Origin of the sequence: Bartonella sp. MU37NMGALS, assembly GCF_042194015.1 — a bacterium.
Classification (GTDB): Bacteria; Pseudomonadota; Alphaproteobacteria; order Rhizobiales; family Rhizobiaceae; genus Bartonella; species Bartonella grahamii.
Genome location: NZ_JBHIML010000163.1, coordinates 1 through 543, shown reverse-complemented (window position 1 = coordinate 543; position 543 = coordinate 1). Strand labels below are relative to the sequence as shown.

The 543-nt window shown below is 47.0% G+C and carries 1 protein-coding gene and 1 pseudogene; both read right to left on the bottom strand.

Going from position 1 to position 543, the window contains the following annotated elements; all coding sequences use genetic code 11:
• Positions 1–107 (bottom strand): annotated as a pseudogene (locus ACFIJP_RS09720) (phage tail protein); the annotation flags it as partial.
• 13 nt (positions 108–120) lie between these two features.
• Positions 121–495 carry a hypothetical protein gene (locus ACFIJP_RS09715; protein WP_375627226.1) on the bottom strand — a complete coding sequence of 125 codons (375 nt, stop codon included), beginning with the start codon at positions 493–495 and terminating at the stop codon, positions 121–123.
• Positions 496–543: the final 48 nt, after the last annotated feature.

The following is a 543-nucleotide window of genomic DNA, read 5'->3' as shown; positions in this document are numbered from 1 at the left end:
CGCTCCATACAAACCCATGAGGCAGAAAACTCTTCTTCAAAGGATTGGAAATTCAGCCAGTCCACATAAAATTGATGCGGTCCTAACATCATCAAAGGATCTCTCATAGGTTCCCTCCCCTCATTCTGTCCCCCCATGCAGAGCATTAGCGCGTGCCCGTTGAATGGCGTGGGCAACCGCACGACCAGTGTCCACAGGATCACGGGCGCCATTGACATGCACTGTGATATTTTGATTGTGGGTGGTGGTGGAACGGTCTTTGTCTCTTTGTTCTCTCACAGAGTAATTGGCATGCCCCGCCCCCGCAAATTGTCCAATCGGTTGAATGGCTGTTGTGCCTCCCAAAAAACTTAGCAAAAACTCTCTTAAATTAATGGACCCAAACCACCCCTTCATGCGATGAGGCAAAGATTTACAAAAATCTGTCAATTGTGAGATGGTGCCCATAAAACCATCAACAATCAAGGTAAAACCGCGTACAATGCGTAAAGTCATGCTTTAACTCCTTGCTGCTTTGCGATAAGTTTCAAGCGTATCGCCAAA

Bases quoted from the DNA above. Each gene is read 5' to 3' on its own strand.
- ACFIJP_RS09715 (WP_375627226.1), bottom strand. From the start codon at position 495: ATGACTTTACGCATTGTACGCGGTTTTACCTTGATTGTTGATGGTTTT.